Below are 16,840 nucleotides of genomic sequence, written 5' to 3'. Positions count from 1 at the left end.
GAGTTTTCAAAAAAAAAGTAACTTAAAAGAAAAGGGGCTAATTTATTTCCGGACGAATCTTTTTAATTTCCGAATGAAATCCACCTTGCTTTCTACAATAATTTTAATTAAGAATATAGCTTAAAAACTAGCTTTCCAAAAGAGTTACAGGGTTACTGTAATTATAAAACAATTTTAATTATTTTAATATTTAATTATATTGATGCCACAATGATAACTTCAATACAAATAGAATAAACTATAAGTACTAACTATAATTTATTCTAAAAAAATGAAAATTAAACTTATAAATGAATATAGAAATAACAATTGTTAGCATATTTGATATATTATCTATTTCTACTGCTTTTACCTTAGGTTTATTATTTATTACATCAAAATCAAAAAATAATAAGGCTAATATATTTTTAGGTTTATTCTTATGGTCATTATCTACAGAAGTTTTTACATCTTTTATTGATGGACAAGAAATTGATGTATCTATAATATATAGTGGATCAATAACAATTTCTTTACTTTTTTTATATGTCATTAAAACATTAAATCATCGTTATGAAACCTGGCATATTTTGTTAATTACTCCACTTTTAGATGAACTTACTGATATTATACCTTTTTTTTTATTCTTTACATTTAATATATTTCTATTACTATACACTTTTAATATTTTAATAAAACATTTAAAGAATCTAGAAGATTTTTATTCTAATATAGAAAATAGAACTTTGTCTTGGATAAAAAATATTATTTGTATCTATTTATTTTTTCATTCCTTCTGGGTTATAGAAGACCTCATAGGCTTAAAATTTGAATTTGTAACTGAATACTTTGCAATAGTATCAACAATTCTAACTTTTATAATGATTTACTGGATTGGTTATAATGGTTTTACTCAACCTGAAATTTTTAACACATCAATTTTAACCTCTGACGAAAAAAAATTACCAGAATTAGCAAAAAAAAATAAAGAAACTGTTGAAACATTTAATCATTTCACAAAAAAAATCAAGGACAATAAATTGTTTTTACAAAAAGACATTACGATTGTAAATCTTTCAAAGCAGCTTGAAATAAATGAAAAAGAGCTTTCTAAATTAATTAAAATACATACCAAAAAGAACTTTTATCATTTTATTAATCGATTTAGAATAGAAGAGTTTAAACGACTACTTCATACAGAAAAAGCAAACCGTTTATCATTACTTGGACTAGCTAAAGAATCCGGATTCCAATCTAAATCAACATTTTACAGTGTATTCAAAGCTAATGAGGGCATTACTCCTAAACAATATCAAAACCAATTAAATAAGTCCGAATAACCATTACTCGGACTCATTCAATTACATAGTATAAAACTTTGCTTATACTTTTACACTTATGAAATCATAAACAATAAAATTTTAGTAAGATGATTAAGCAACTTTTTTCTATAAGTATTATAATTAGCCTTTTAACAACTATAGGGTGTAGCGTAAGTACAGATTTAAAATCAAATCAAAACACTAGTAACATTACGAATCCTGATACTGGAATAAGTACAAATATCCCTAATGGTTTAGGTAATATATATAACTCTAAAAATTTTAATCGTTATACTAGAGTCCTTTCACCCAATGGAGGTAGTATTCATATTGTAGCACAAAATAAATTAACAGATGAACAAATTATTCGTTGCAGAAGTATTTTACAACATTTTTTAAAAAACTACGAAAACTCAAAATATGGTTCTGATAAATCTTCTATAGCTAATAAAATGGCAGAAAATAAGGCGATTTTATGTTTATTAAATGGGCAAGATGATGGGAGCAATCCAATAGGTGATAAAGTAACTGGACAACCTTTATACCAAAATGAAATTCAAGTAGAAGGTCATTCATGGTATATGCACCAAAACTATGAGCACAGAGATGCTACTTTTGAAGAAATTCTACACTTTGTTCATGATTATGGAATTGGTGTTGACTATAATGGAACCCCTTCACCTATAGGTGCTGCACCTGATTTTCAAGCTGAAATAAGAGCCGCTCAAAAAAATGCTCTAACCAAAAAACTTTGGGGGATAAACAGTTCTTCTTGGATACAAGAACTTAAAACTGAAAATAGTTTAAGCCAAGAATATTTAGCTGCTATTATAGATAGTTATTATGGCCTTTGGGGTGCATGGGAAAAAAGCAACACACATGGAATGTGGGGGATATACATTAGTAAAACAAGATTTGACATTTCAATAAAAGATCCATTAGGATATACACTTATGAACAACAAGTTTTTCCACCCGTATCTTACTTACAATGCTCGTATTGATGCTAATTTAAACGGAAACTTTTCATTAAAATTTGACCCTACAAAGCCATACACTCATCATTCTAGATACTTAAAAGATATAACTCTTTTAGGTGTAAATAACAATACAATTACTATTAATGAACTAGATAATAATATAACAGGTAATACCGGTATTAATACAGTTCTTTTTTCAGGAGCTTCAACTGAGTATAGTATAAAAACAAATAATAACATAACTACAGTAATTGATAATGTAGCTAATAGAGATGGTAAAAACATCTTACGCTCTATTGAAAAAATAGGCTTTACAAACACAATAATTGAGCTACAAAAAACAAAATAAACAACTCATTAAGAAATCATTACACCATCTTTACAGTATCATAATATTTTTAAATAGTATCTTTCTTTTTACTTAAAAAACTTACTAACTTATACAATAACATGTAAACCTTTATTTTCTCTACTTATCAGGTATAAAAAAGTGTTTCAAACCCCTCTTTATAACTTTTACTTACAGGGACTTTAAAATCTGTTTCTAACTTTACTTCTTTCTCTTTTTTAGAATAGGTTTCTATTTTATTAAGGTTAACAATCCAAGATCTATGAAGCCTTATAAACTCTTTTTCATTACATAGTAAGTTTTCATAATAACTTAACTTTTTAGCTACCATATACTTTTTCTGACTTCGAGTATATACTACAGAATACATTCTATCTGCTTCTATACACAAAACATCATTAACATCTAAAATAACATAATCGGTTTTATAGGGAATCGCTATTTTTTGAAGGTTCTTTTTGTTTTCTTTTAGTACTTCCAAATGTGCTTGAGTTGTTTTCGCATCTTCAATAGTTTTTTCTACTTTTTTAACTGATGCTTGTAACCTTTCTATAGCTACAGGCTTTAGTAAATAGTCCAATGCAGCCACTTCAAACGCTTTAATAGCATACATATCATATGCCGTAACAAATATTATTTGAAAATCAATACTTGTAAATTCTTCTAATAATTGAAATCCATTTTTTCTTGGCATCTCTATATCTAGAAACACCAAATTAGGAGTATGTTTATTGATTTCAGCAACAGCATCATCTACATTAGATGCTTCTGAAATAATTTCAACATCCTTACAAAACTCATTTAATAAGTAACGTAGGTTTTCTCTGGCATTTAATTCGTCATCTACTATAATCGCTTTTATCTTACTCATCTAAATTTACATATGGTATTTTTATAATAACTTTTGTTCCTTGTTTTACTTTTTCATAAGTAAAACCAATATCTGTTTTATAATAATCTTTTAACAAACCTAATCTATCATGAATCGCTCTGGTTGAGAAAGAAGCTTCTTTATTATTCAGTATATTGATTTCTTTTGATTTTTGAATGCCAATTCCATTATCTATTACAATACATTTTAACACTTCGTCTTGATAAAACTCAATCGTTACTTTTTTAACACCATCTGTTTTATGAAGTAAGCCATGTTTTATAGCATTTTCTATAAATGGTTGAATAATCATAGAAGGTATTTTAATGTCTCTAATATTTTCTATTCCAGATATTTTATACTCAAAGTTATTTTGAAAACGTAACTTCTCTAATTCTAAATATTTTTTAAGTAATGATAACTCTTCTTCAAAGTACACAAAACTCTTTTCACTCATATTTAGGTTTTCTCTAATTAATGAAGCAAACTTAGTTAGGTATTCATAAGCTTCATGCTTATTTTCTTTTAATATTAATGCTTGAATTGAATTCATTGCATTGAACATAAAATGAGGATTCATTTGCGCTTTTAATGACTTTAATTGTAAATGTGCTAACTCATTTCTTCTTTTATCTTCTAGTTCTACATAAGCTAACTTCAATCGGAATTCGTTTTTTTTATTTTGTTTTTTGAAATAATTCACAATTAAGAAAGTTCCCATAAAAAGAAATAAAACATTTAAATACCCAAAATTTTCTTCTTCATAAATTTCTAAATAAATATTAGGTATATAAAAAGATACAATTGCTATTAACAACACACTATAATGCAATCTTTTATTATCAAAAAAGAAAAGTGCTAATAAAGGTAATATAATATAGCTATATTCAGCATAAAACCCTTTAAAAGCTATATTTGAATTATAAAATAACGTCCCAAATACTAAACCTAAAAATATTATCCTGGCTATATTATAACACTCTTTATATTGTAAAAAGTAAATAATAATAAAAACAACTACCTGAAATAAAAAAGAATATAGCTTTAAGGAATCTAATTGATTTAAAAATAAGTCAAAAATCAAGAAGAATACAGCTGTTAAAAAACCAAAAGAACAACAAAAATTCAATACTTTAATTTTTTTTTCTTCTGTTTCAGAAATCTCGCTAGTTACACCTAAATTAATTAATCTATATCCTAAGTTCATGTTTGTTTTTCTATGGCTTTTACTCTTCACACAAGTTAACATATGGTATTTTTATGATAACTTTTGTTCCTTGTTTTACTTTTTCATAAGTAAAACCAATATCTGTTTTATAATAACCTTTTAACAAACCTAATCTATCATGAATCGCTTTGGTTGAAAAGGAAGCTTCTTTATTATTTAATGTATTGATTTCTTTTGATTTTTGAATGCCAATTCCATTATCAACTACAATACATTTCAATACTTCTTCTTGATAAAATTCAATCGTTACTTTTTTAACACCATCTGTTTTATGAAGTAAGCCATGTTTTATAGCATTTTCTATAAATGGTTGAATAATCATAGAAGGTATTTTAATGTCTGTAATATTTTCTATTCCAGATATTTTATACTCAAAGTTATTTTGAAAACGTAACTTCTCTAATTCTAAATATTTTTTAAGTAATGACAACTCTTCTTCAAAGTACACAAAACTCTTTTCACTCATATTTAGGTTTTCTCTAATTAATGAAGCAAACTTAGTTAGGTATTCATAAGCTTCGTGCTTATTTTCTTTTAATATTAATGCCTGAATTGAATTCATTGCATTGAACATAAAATGAGGATTCATTTGCGCTTTTAATGATTTCAATTGCAAATGCGCCAACTCTCCTTGTTTTTTTTCTTCTAGTTCAGCATAAGCTTTTTCTAGCTTTTTTTCATTGTTGCTATTTAAGCTTTTGAAAAAGTTCACTACTATAAATAGAATAAGAAATAGAAAGACTTTTTCTGTAGGTATAAAATACTCTACACTATGAACTTTGGTTATATAATATGGAATGAAAAATAAAAACATAGAAAGTAATAACATTAAATAATGAATCCATTTTTTATCAAAGAACAATAAAGCTAAAATTGGAATTGCTATGTAATTATATTCTGAATGAATATTCTTAAATAATACATTTGATAAGTAAAATACGGTACCTATAAAAAATACTATAAATAGGATCTTAGATATATAATACCACTTATTTCTTTGTAAAAGATAAACTATTAAGAAACATGTTACAAAAACTATATAAGCAACACCTATTTTATAGGATAATGTATCTTGTAAATAACGTTTGATAAAAAAAAATAAAACGTCCACCATCATTATTAAGCAGCAAAAATTCAAAATAGTAACTCTTCTACTGTCAAGTGTACTTAAACTCTTGTCTTGATTATAAAACCAATATTTTAAAAAGCTAATCATCTAAATTCACGTATGGTATTTTTATAATAACTTTTGTTCCTTGTTTTACTTTTTCATAAGTAAAACCAATATCGGTTTTGTAATAGTCTTTTAATAATCCTAACCGATCATGAATCGCTTTGGTTGAAAAGGAAGCTTCTTTATTATTTAATGTATTGATTTCTTTTGATTTTTGAATGCCAATTCCATTATCAACTACAATACATTTCAATACTTCTTCTTGATAAAATTCAATCGTTACTTTTTTAACACCATCTGTTTTATGAAGTAAGCCATGTTTTATAGCATTTTCTATAAATGGTTGAATAATCATAGAAGGTATTTTAATGTCTGTAATATTTTCTATTCCAGATATTTTATACTCAAAGTTATTTTGAAAACGTAACTTCTCTAATTCTAAATATTTTTTAAGTAATGACAACTCTTCTTCAAAGTACACAAAACTCTTTTCACTCATATTTAGGTTTTCTCTAATTAATGAAGCAAACTTAGTTAGGTATTCATAAGCTTCGTGCTTGTTTTCTTTTAGTATTAGTGCTTGAATTGAATTCATTGCATTGAACATAAAATGAGGATTCATTTGTGCTTTTAATGACTTTAATTGTAAATGTGCTAGCTCATTTTTCTTTTTATCTTCTAATTCTACATAAGCTTTCTTTAGCTTATCTTCATTCTTAATATTTTCATTTCTAAAATACTGCACCGCCACGAACAATCCTAAAAAGAAGGGAATTACATGAAAAAAGCCAAAGCTTCCTTGTTCATATATATTCAAATAATAGTTAGGAATAAAAAATAATAGTATCGCTATCACTAAAAAAGTATAATGCACCCATTTACTATCAAAAAACAAAAGTGTTCCGATGGGAACTACCAAATAATAGTATTCGGTATACTCTCCTTTATATAAAAAGTTATTGTGTAAAAATAGTATGGCCGTAAAGAATATAATGAATAATGATTTTGCTATATCATATTTTTTCAAATGATTGAAAAATAGTATTGAAAAATACATAATAGACTCTGTTAGAAACAATAGCCCCATTTTATCAGGTAAATCATTTATAAAATATTTTACTAATAAAGCTATCAATGGGTTTAACCCCATAAAAAAAGCAGCAAAATTTACTATTTTAATACGTTTAACTGTTTTTTGAGTTAACTCGTTAGTTATTCCAATATTTATAATCTGTTTATAGATTTGTTTAATCTTCATCGTTAGTTTTTACGTATGGTATTTTAATAATCACTTTTGTTCCTTCTTCCACTTCTTCATATATAAAACCGATATCTGTTTTATAATAATCTTTCAGTAAATCTAACCTATCATGAATAGCTCTGGTTGAAAATGAAGTTTGTTTATTATTTAAAGTATTTATTTCTTTAGATTTTTGAAGTCCTACCCCATTATCTTTTACAATACATTTTAAAACTTCTTCTTGGAAAAACTCAATGGACACTTTTTTAGTTCCACTGGTTTTATGAAGTAAACCATGTTTTATAGAATTTTCTACAAATGGTTGAATAATCATGGAAGGTATTTTTAACTCTTCTATTTGAGCTACTCCATTTATAGAATACTCAAAGTTGCTTCTAAAGCGGAGTTTTTCTAATTCTAAATATTTATTTAATAAGGACAATTCCTCTTCAAAATACACAAAACTCTTTTCGCTCATATTTAGATTTTCTCTAATTAATGAAGCAAACTTTGTTAGGTATTCATAGGCTTCATGCTTATTTTCTTTTAAGATTAATGCTTGAATTGAGTTCATTGCATTAAACATAAAATGAGGATTCATCTGCGCTTTTAACGATTTTAGTTGTAAATGTGCTAATTCATTTTGTTTTCGCTTTTCTAACTCTATATAAGCAGCCTCTAGTTCTTTTTCTTTCTTCTTGTTTAAAGATTGAGAATAATTAAGAATGACATAACATCCTGCAAAGGCTGATAATAAAAGAATAGGATTAAAAATCTCTATAGGATAAATGCCTGGTATTAGTTTGTAAGGTACATAATACAATAACCAACAAAGGATCATAATACCTATGGTGATTTTTTTTTGATCTATCAGTATTAATGCTACCAGTGGATATACAAAATAAAAATTCTCCATCATTCTTGATGGTTCTATAAAGTTAGCAAAAATAAAGGTCACCATAATTAACATTCCTATAAATAACACTCTAGCTTCTGTATATCGTTGTTTATTTTGTAATACAAAAACTATGACTATTGTTAAAATAGAAAGCAAATGCATTGGAATGCTTCTATATATGTTTTGAGAAAAAAAAGGATCAAACACCATAAAAAAACAGATAGAAATTGCCCAAGTGATGCAAAATGAGTTTAATAACTTTACTTTTTTATGCTCTTCTTTTGCCGTGTCATATACCCCAATATTCAACACCTTTGTAAAGGTTTTATTTAATCTCTTCATCTCACTACATTTTATATGGTATTTTAATAATTACTTTTGTCCCTTCTTCTATTTCTTCATATTGTATTCCTATATCTGTTTTGTAATGCTCTTTAAGTATATGTAACCTATTTTGTATTGCTTTTATAGAGGTGTCTTTTTCTTTTGTATTTAACGTATTTTCTAAATTTATTTTCTTTGAAGCTTCCAAACCAATACCATTATCTGTAATGGTACATACAAATGTTTCTTCAAGCTGAAATTCTATTACTAGTAGTTTTTCACCTTCGGTTTTATGCAATAATCCATACCGAATGGCATTTTCTACTATTGGCTGAATAACTGCTGATGGTATTTTTATCTCATTAATTTTATTAGCTCCCTTTATCATATAAGTAAACTTTTCTCCAAAGCGTAATTTTTCTAGTTCCAAATATTTTTTTAGCATTGATAACTCAGTAGTAAAACTTACAAAGCTGTCTTCACTAGTTTTTATATTTTCTCTTATTAATAAAGAGAATTTTGTTAGATACCTATAGGCTTCTTCTTTTTTATCTGTAAGTATTAAACTTTGTATAGAGTTTATAGCATTAAATAAGAAATGTGGATTCATTTGTGATTTTAATGCTTTTAATTGAAGGGTTGCCAACTCACTTTGTTTACGCTCTTCCAATTCTAAATAGGCTTCTTCTAATTTTGTTTTACTCTGTAATAATTTCTCTTCATTTTTTTTATTAATAGATTCTGAATAGTTTAATATTACATAAGAGGCTGCAAAAACCGACAGTACCAAAACTGGTAATATGGTTTCTTGTGAATAATGTTGAAAATAAAAATTAGGAATAAAATACAATCCAAAGCATACTATTAAAATATTAATGTTTATCCACTTTTTTTCTATTAGAATTAACCCTATTAACGGATAAATAAAATAGAAGTTTTCAATTAAACTATGTGGTGTTGTATAATTAGCAAAAACAAAAGTTACAGCTGCTATTGCGGTAAGAAACAACACTCTTGCTATGGTATAATAGTGTGCTTTTTGTAAGTAAAATATTCCTAATATGAGTAAATAAGAAATTCCGTGAATTAGTAAACTTTCTTGCAATTCTCTTCCAAAAATAATATCAAAAAAAGTAATTACAATAATCATAATTGCCCAAGTAAAACAGAAGATATTTAATAGTTTTATCTTTTTGTTTTCCTTAGGTGTATTGGAGGTTTGAATTCCTGTTTTTAATATTCTATTTATACTACTTTTCATCATTTTTGGGGAAGGATGAATTATATTTTACGTACCAAGATTTATTTTTCAATTGTTATTTCCCAAAATAATCTTCCGAACAACGATTTTAATCTTCCGAATGAAATAGTTGTTTCATTATTATATACTAGTATAAGGTATTTTTATAACCACTTTTGTACCTTCTTTTACAGATATATAATCAACACCAATATCAGTTTTATAATATTCTTTTAAAATTAACATTCGATCTTGAATAGCTTTCGTTGAAAATGATTCCCTTTTTACACTACTCTTTTCCTTGATTTTTTTTGCTATCTCAATCCCAACACCATTATCTTGAACTATACAAACTAATGTTTCTTTTTGTAAAAATGTGATGGCTATTTTTTTCTCTCCTTCATTTTTATGTAATAATCCATGCTTAATAGCATTCTCTATATAAGGCTGGATAATCATTGTAGGAATTTTTATATCCCCAATTTCAGAACTGCCTTTTATTTCATACGTAAATTCATTTTTAAATCGTAGCTTTTCTAAATCTAAATATTTTATAATTAGTTTTAATTCTTCCTCAAAATTCACAAAGCTTTTTCTACTCATGTTTAAGTTTTCTCTAATCAACATAGAAAACTTTGTTAAATAATCATACGCTTCGTATTTATTCTCTTTCAACACTAGGTTTTGTATAGAGTTAAGTGCATTAAATATAAAGTGCGGGTTCATTTGCGATTGTAAACTTTCTAACTTAGAAGACACCAATTGCTTTTGTATACGTTCCTTTTCTAATAGTTCTTCCTGCTTCAATCGGATTCTTTTAATTCTATTTGTAAAACTATACCAAACAATTACTAAAATCAATAAAAATACACCTATAATAAACCACCATTCTTTGTAAAAAGGTAAAGGAACGTTGAATCTAACTCTTTTGATTGCGGTTTCCTTTTCATCATTTAGCTCTACTGCTTTTAATTCTAATTCATACTCACCTGCTGCTAGATTTATAAAAGTTAGTTGATTGACATTTTTATCAATTACATTCCATTTTCCTCCTCCATTAACACCTAGTAATCTATATTGATACTCTAAATTGTCTTCTGATAAAAAGCCATTGGTATGAAACTTAAATTGTATTTTATTATTTGTTGGATTAAGCTTGTAAAATTTCTTTATAGCTACTTTTTGATCGTCTATTAAAATTTCTGTGAAATTAAAATTCAACAACACAGTTTCTTTAAAAACTTTGTTCTTATTTACCTGAAAGACACCTTTGTTTGAACTAAAAAACACTTCATCTTTAAAAATTGAAATGTCTGATATATTAAAGGAATTTATACCGTCTCTTCTGGTTAGGTTTCTAAACTTTCCTGTATTGGTATTTAGAATTTGTACTCCTATATTTGTTGATACCCATAAAAAATCGCCATCACTTTTTATAACACTTGTTAAATTTGATAGTAAACCATTTTCTTCTGTAAAGTTAATCGTACTTCCATCTTTTTTAAAACCTATTATCCCGTCTTTAAAAGTAGAAAACCATACTGTCCCATTGTTAGTTTCATCAATATCAACAGCAAAAATTGGTTTATTATTATAAGTAATGGTTTTTATTTTATAATCCTTATTATACTCCTTTACACCATCTACAAAACCTACATATATTTTTTGTGAAGCTTTGCTATAATGTGTAGAATACGATCTTTTTGAACCTAACCTTTGTGTCATTTCTTGAGTCTCAGTACTCATTATAGAAGCTGATGAGTATGAGGCTTTCACTACTTTTCCTTTTTCTATAAAAGAAATATCTTTTATGTTACCATTAAACGGATACCTCCTATACTTTCCTGTGTCTAAACTTAAAACAATGGAATGAGAAGCAAAACTGACTAACACAATATCCTTTGCTATTTCTATAACTGCAAATACTTTTTCTTTAACTTTTAAATCAATATAATCTACTTGTTTATCTTTAGTATTAATAACAGCTAAACGACCGTTGGTTGAACCAAATAACAAGCTGTTTTGTCCAACCTTACACATAGCACTAATGTTTTCTTGAGTATCTTCTAATTCATAGTTTTTTAAATACATATTAGGCACTATAAAAACACCACTTCTATGTGTTGTATACCAAAAGTTATTACTTCTATCCTTTAAAAAACCGGTTACATACTTTCCTTTAAAATGTGTATTTTTATAAAACAAGGTATCTTTTCTATATTCACAAATTATGACACCTTTTTCAGTACCAATCCATAATTCATCTCCTGCATCATAAAAACTAGAAGCTAGTGTATTTTTGAGCTTTTCAGGCAACACCACCTTTTTAAAACTTCTACCTTTCTTAACTAACAAAGTTGTTTTATCAACTTTAGTACTATCTGCCTGATGATTGAATAGAAAAACAAATCTTTTATCCTTATGAATAAACCTATTTGTAGCTCCTTCTATACTATCTATACTTTTAAAAGGAACTTTTTGAATAAATTTATCTTTTACTAAGTTATATTTAAAATGCTTTTTACTTAAATAAAATAAAGTGTCATTTTCTTTAAAAACTGAAGCGACCCAATCTTTTCCATTAAGGATTTTTTTTTCTTTTGATACTAAATCAATTTTTGCAATATAATTTAAGTTAGACGCGATTAAACTTCCTTTATAAAAAAGATAATCTGCTAATTGTCCTTTGGCGTACTCTTTTAAATCTGTAAAAAGCGTAAGCTTATCATTCTCTATAAAAAAAAATTGTCCAGAAATATTATTACACCAAACTCTTCCTTTATTATCTAATTTCAATCCAAAAACTGATAACCCTCTTTTATCTGGATGCGTATAATTTTTAAACTCTTTTCCATCATAACGAAAAAGACCTTTATTTGCTGCTAACCAAATAAAACCTTCTTTATCTTCTATGCTCCCGTAAAACTCAATATCTGGCAAACCATCTTTTTCTGTTAAATGAGTATAAACTGGATGTTGTGCATACAATAGACTACTGAAAGAAAATAATATTAGGTATATGTATATCGTAATTTTTTTCACAATGATCAAAACTACATTTTTTAATAGATTTTTAACTAGTTAATATAATCAAAAAAACCATTGTTTTTCAACAATGGTTTATATCTTTAATTTTAAATGGAGTTTATTGTTTCACTAACTCAACTCTACATTCAATAGTTACAGTTTTACCAATCATTAAACCTCCAGCTTCTAATGCTGAATTGTACTTTAAATTATAGTCATATCTATTTACCTCACCTATCAACTTCATTCCCATACGAGTATTCCCCCAAGGATCTTTTACAACACCTCCAAACTTAACATCAAACGCTACTTTTTTAGTTACTCCTTGCATCATAAACTCTCCTTCTAACACATATTTTTTACCAGAAAGCTTTTTAAATTTCTTAGATTTAAAAGTTATAGTAGGGTATTTTTTAACATCAAAAAAATCTGGACTTTTTAAATGTCCATCTCTTTTTGCATCTTTAGTATCTATACTTGCTGTCTGAATAGTTACATTGAAAACAGCATCCGTGAAATCTTTTTTGCTAGCTATAGCTGTAATTTCATAATCATTAAACTGACCAGTAGTTTCTGAAATTACCATATGATCTACTGCAAAACTTAATGCTGAATGAGATTTATCAACTTTCCAAGTGGTTGATTGTGCAGTAGCTGTTGTAATCACTAAAACAAATACTGAAAAGAAGATACTCTTGATATTGAAAGACTTTGTATTCATAATTTTTATATTAAATATTTATAAAGACAAAATTCTGATATATCATAGTATAAAAAAATGAAGTAGTTCACATAATGATTGTGAACTAGATTAACTTTTACACCTATTAAATTTTAAAATACCTCATACAAATACTTAATTGGTATTAACCTTCTTTAGCTATTTCTTTTCTTATTTTACTTAGAAACTCTCTAGTAATACCTAAATATGAGGCAACCATGTATTGTGGTACTCTTTTTTCTATTTCAGGATAATTTTCCTTAAAATAGATGTATCTTTCTTTAGCTGTTAAACTAAATCCTCTAACAATTCTTTTTTGAGAAGCTACCAATGAACGCTCTATTATTTTCCTAAAAAAACGTTCCATTTTTGGAATCTCTTCGTACAACTCCTCTATAGTATTATATGAAAACTGAATTACCTCTGTATTTTCCAAACATTGTACATTATAATCTGCTGCTTGTTGTGTTACAAAACTACCAATATCTGCTACCCACCAATCTTTTATCCCAAATGATATGATTTGCTCTTGCCCCTTTTTATCTATAAAAAACACTCGAGTACAACCGGATAAAACAAAAGATACTTTTCTGCAAATATCTCCTTGCTGTACTATATATTGATTTTTTAAATAGCTTCTGAATGTTATTTTAGATCTTAAAATATTTCTTTCATTAGCTGTTAGAGATACATAAGTATTTATATAATCAAACAATGACTCAACTTTCATAAAGTTAGGGATAAACTAATATTAACAGGGTTCCCAATAAAAAAACCCCATTACAAATGTAATGAGGTTTTAAGTGATATGTAAAATATAAATTTACTATTTCTTACTTAACTTCTTCGAAGTCTACGTCTTCAACGTTGTCTCCTTGTGAAGCATTTTCAGGATTACCTTGAGCTTGTTGTGCTCCAGCCCCTGCATCAGCTCCTCCAGCTTGTTGCTGTGCTGCATACATTTCTTCAGATGCTACTTTCCAAGCTTCGTTAATTTTCTCCATTGCCGCATCTATTTGAGCTAAATCTTTAGACTCATGCGCCTTCTTTAACTCTTCTAAAGCTGCCTCAATTGGCTCTTTTTTATCTGCTGAAAGCTTATCTCCAAACTCTTTTAATTGCTTCTCTGTTTGGAAAATCATAGAATCTGCTCCATTAATCTTATCTGCAGTTTCTTTAGCTTTAGCATCTGCATCTGCATTAGCTTCAGCATCTGCTTTCATCTTTTGAATTTCTTCATCTGTTAAACCAGAAGAAGCTTCAATACGAATGTTTTGAGATTTCCCTGTTGCTTTATCAGCTGCTGATACTTGAATAATTCCGTTAGCATCGATATCAAAAGTTACTTCAATTTGAGGCACACCTCTTTGTGCTGGTGGAATATCTGTTAATTGGAAACGTCCAATAGTTTTATTATCTGCTGCCATAGCTCTTTCACCTTGTAAAACGTGAATATCAACTGATGGCTGATTATCTACAGCTGTAGAGAATACTTGTGATTTTTTAGTTGGAATGGTTGTATTTGCATCAATTAACTTTGTAAATACATTCCCCATAGTTTCAATTCCTAATGATAAAGGCGTTACATCTAATAAAAGAACATCTTTAACATCTCCTGTTAAAACTCCTCCTTGAATAGCTGCTCCTAAAGACACTACTTCATCAGGGTTTACTCCTTTACTTGGTGCTTTACCAAAGAACTTCTCTACAGCTTCTTGAATAGCTGGAATACGAGTAGAACCTCCTACTAAAATAATTTCATCAATTTCAGAAGTTGATAAATCAGCGTTCTTTAATGCTGTTTGACAAGGCTCAATAGTTCTTTTTACTAAATCATCAATTAACTGCTCAAATTTTGCTCTACTTAATGTTCTTACTAAATGCTTTGGTCCAGAAGCCGTAGCTGTAATATATGGTAAGTTAATTTCTGTAGAAGTTGTACTTGATAATTCAATCTTAGCTTTTTCTGCTGCTTCTTTTAAACGTTGTAAAGCCATTGGATCTTGACGTAAATCCATATTTTCTTCAGCTTTAAACTCTTCTGCTAACCAGTTAATGATTTTTTCATCAACATCATCTCCTCCTAAGTGTGTATCACCATCAGTAGCTAATACTTCAAATACTCCATCTCCTAATTCTAAGATAGAAACATCATGAGTACCTCCACCAAAATCAAATACTACAATTTTCTTATCATCATTTGCTTTATCTAAACCGTATGCTAATGCTGCCGCTGTTGGCTCATTAATAATACGACGTACTTTTAATCCTGCAATTTCACCAGCTTCTTTAGTAGCCTGACGTTGTGCATCATTAAAGTATGCTGGCACTGTAATTACTGCTTCAGATACACCTTGACCTAAATAATCTTCAGCTGTTTTCTTCATTTTTTGTAACACCATCGCAGAAATTTCTTGTGGTGTATATAAACGATCATCTATTTTAACACGAGGTGTATCATTATCTCCTTTTACTACATCATAAGGTACTCTTCCTGCTTCTTTTTCAGACTCAGAAAATTTATTCCCCATAAAACGCTTAATAGAATAAATTGTTTTAGTTGGGTTAGTAACTGCTTGACGTTTTGCTGGGTCTCCTACTTTACGCTCTCCTCCTTCTACAAATGCCACAACAGATGGTGTTGTTCTTTTTCCTTCTGAATTAGGAATTACTACTGGCTCATTCCCTTCCATTACAGACACACATGAGTTGGTAGTTCCTAAATCTATACCTATAATTTTACTCATAATTTTATTTACAGTTTAATTTTTAATTCAATTTTACGTTGAACAATTAGTCAAACTGTGTGCCATTAGATTTTCAGTTATTTTTTGGCAGAAATTAAATAAAAGTGCTTATTTTTAATGACAGAGTGTCATTTTTACGACTCTTGTAGGTAACTTTCATAAACCAACTTAATATTTGCATACGTATTTTGAAGTGCTTTATCTATTTCAGATGTATTCATAAAGCGTACATCTGTGATACCTTCTTCTAATTGAGGGGTTAGTTTTCCTTTATAATTAGACTCCATTAAATACCAATGTGTTTCTTTTAACTTCACTTCACCATCTTGGAAAAAAAAATGAAAGGTATTTAATAAAAAATCTTTTATTACAACATTTTCAATACCACATTCCTCTTCTACTTCTCTTACTGCTGCTTCACGTATATGCTCTCCTTCTTCTATTCTTCCTTTCGGTAAATCCCATTTTTCACCTCTGTATATAAATAATACCTCTTCAAAACTATTTAACACCAAACCTCCGCCTGCAACTATAGGTTCATATATTTTTTTAATTTTGTTCCAATCTTCTTCCAAATCAAAAGAAAACAGGTAAACTCCTGATAATTGATCCGATTTTATCTTATAAATTAGCTCATCCATAACTGTATTTTTAAATAAAAACACAGGGTATTCTTCTTCTTTTTTTATAGAAGTTGTTAATATTATTGGCTTATCATTAACAAAAACTTTATACATTTGC

The 16,840-nt window shown here is 27.7% G+C and carries 13 protein-coding genes; 2 read left to right on the top strand and 11 right to left on the bottom strand.

The window, feature by feature from the left end; translation table 11 throughout:
- Positions 1-290 precede the first annotated feature (290 nt).
- Both ABNT65_RS01615 and ABNT65_RS01610 read left to right on the top strand, forming a co-directional pair.
- Positions 291-1,319 (top strand): helix-turn-helix domain-containing protein, encoded by a 1,029-nt coding sequence (locus tag ABNT65_RS01615; protein WP_348746979.1) that lies wholly within the window; start codon positions 291-293, stop codon positions 1,317-1,319.
- Between the two features lie 89 nt (positions 1,320-1,408).
- Complete coding sequence (locus ABNT65_RS01610; RefSeq protein WP_348705964.1) at positions 1,409-2,629, top strand: hypothetical protein; 1,221 nt, start codon at positions 1,409-1,411, stop codon at positions 2,627-2,629.
- A 127-nt stretch (positions 2,630-2,756) separates the two neighbouring features.
- Here ABNT65_RS01610 and ABNT65_RS01605 read toward each other — a convergent pair whose 3' ends face one another.
- The 11 genes from ABNT65_RS01605 to ABNT65_RS01555 form a co-directional block, all read right to left on the bottom strand.
- On the bottom strand, positions 2,757-3,500 hold the full coding sequence (locus tag ABNT65_RS01605; protein ID WP_348705962.1) for a LytTR family DNA-binding domain-containing protein: 744 nt from the start codon (positions 3,498-3,500) through the stop codon (positions 2,757-2,759).
- Positions 3,493-4,707: a sensor histidine kinase gene (locus tag ABNT65_RS01600; RefSeq protein WP_348705961.1), complete on the bottom strand. Its 1,215-nt coding sequence runs from the start codon at positions 4,705-4,707 to the stop codon at positions 3,493-3,495. The genes ABNT65_RS01605 and ABNT65_RS01600 overlap by 8 nt, the downstream gene beginning before the upstream one ends.
- A 19-nt stretch (positions 4,708-4,726) precedes the next feature.
- Entirely contained in the window at positions 4,727-5,944 is a 1,218-nt protein-coding gene (locus ABNT65_RS01595) for a sensor histidine kinase (protein ID WP_348746978.1), read from the bottom strand.
- On the bottom strand, positions 5,937-7,160 hold the full coding sequence (locus tag ABNT65_RS01590; RefSeq protein WP_348705959.1) for a sensor histidine kinase: 1,224 nt from the start codon (positions 7,158-7,160) through the stop codon (positions 5,937-5,939). The genes ABNT65_RS01595 and ABNT65_RS01590 overlap by 8 nt, the downstream gene beginning before the upstream one ends.
- Positions 7,150-8,382 (bottom strand): sensor histidine kinase, encoded by a 1,233-nt coding sequence (locus tag ABNT65_RS01585; protein ID WP_348705958.1) that lies wholly within the window; start codon positions 8,380-8,382, stop codon positions 7,150-7,152. The genes ABNT65_RS01590 and ABNT65_RS01585 overlap by 11 nt, the downstream gene beginning before the upstream one ends.
- A 4-nt stretch (positions 8,383-8,386) precedes the next feature.
- On the bottom strand, positions 8,387-9,628 hold the full coding sequence (locus ABNT65_RS01580; protein ID WP_348705957.1) for a sensor histidine kinase: 1,242 nt from the start codon (positions 9,626-9,628) through the stop codon (positions 8,387-8,389).
- 117 nt (positions 9,629-9,745) lie between these two features.
- Positions 9,746-12,646 carry a histidine kinase gene (locus ABNT65_RS01575; protein ID WP_348746977.1) on the bottom strand — a complete coding sequence of 967 codons (2,901 nt, stop codon included), beginning with the start codon at positions 12,644-12,646 and terminating at the stop codon, positions 9,746-9,748.
- A 103-nt stretch (positions 12,647-12,749) separates the two neighbouring features.
- Positions 12,750-13,352, bottom strand: coding sequence for a YceI family protein (locus tag ABNT65_RS01570; protein ID WP_348705955.1), 603 nt, complete (start codon positions 13,350-13,352; stop codon positions 12,750-12,752).
- A 145-nt stretch (positions 13,353-13,497) separates the two neighbouring features.
- Entirely contained in the window at positions 13,498-14,082 is a 585-nt protein-coding gene (locus ABNT65_RS01565; protein WP_348705953.1) for a Crp/Fnr family transcriptional regulator, read from the bottom strand.
- A 103-nt stretch (positions 14,083-14,185) separates the two neighbouring features.
- Complete coding sequence (gene dnaK / locus ABNT65_RS01560; protein WP_348705951.1) at positions 14,186-16,099, bottom strand: molecular chaperone DnaK; 1,914 nt, start codon at positions 16,097-16,099, stop codon at positions 14,186-14,188.
- A 134-nt stretch (positions 16,100-16,233) separates the two neighbouring features.
- Positions 16,234-16,836 carry an NUDIX hydrolase gene (locus tag ABNT65_RS01555; RefSeq protein WP_348746976.1) on the bottom strand — a complete coding sequence of 201 codons (603 nt, stop codon included), beginning with the start codon at positions 16,834-16,836 and terminating at the stop codon, positions 16,234-16,236.
- Between the last annotated feature and the right edge of the window lie 4 nt (positions 16,837-16,840).

Origin of the sequence: Tenacibaculum sp. 190524A02b (genome assembly GCF_964036645.1) — a bacterium.
Taxonomy (GTDB): domain Bacteria; phylum Bacteroidota; class Bacteroidia; order Flavobacteriales; family Flavobacteriaceae; genus Polaribacter; species Polaribacter vairaonense.
This window is presented reverse-complemented; position numbering and strand designations above follow the sequence as displayed.